This window comes from Flavobacterium aureirubrum, assembly GCF_038739835.1.
In the GTDB taxonomy this organism is placed as follows: Bacteria; Bacteroidota; Bacteroidia; order Flavobacteriales; family Flavobacteriaceae; genus Flavobacterium; species Flavobacterium aureirubrum.
Map to the genome: position 1 here is coordinate 1 of NZ_JBCGDO010000189.1, position 205 is coordinate 205.

Annotated in this window: 1 pseudogene; it reads right to left on the bottom strand. The window is 45.4% G+C overall.

Annotation, left to right across the window (positions count from 1 at the left end):
- Positions 1 to 205: pseudogene (locus WFZ85_RS16440) on the bottom strand (IS1182 family transposase); the annotation flags it as partial.

Below are 205 nucleotides of genomic sequence, written 5' to 3' on the forward strand. Positions count from 1 at the left end.
GTGTGCCATTTTCGTTGCTTTTGCCTTGATCTGGATGGGCCACTATGGTGGTGATGTTGTGGTTTTTGCAGGTTTCGAGTTCGCGTCCGTTGTGATAGCCTTTGTCAACTAGTACGGTAAAAGTTTCTAGCGCTAGGTTTTCTTTGGCTTCTATAGCAATAGCAGACAAGGCATTTTTATCATTGCGGTTGATGGTGTGTGTGGC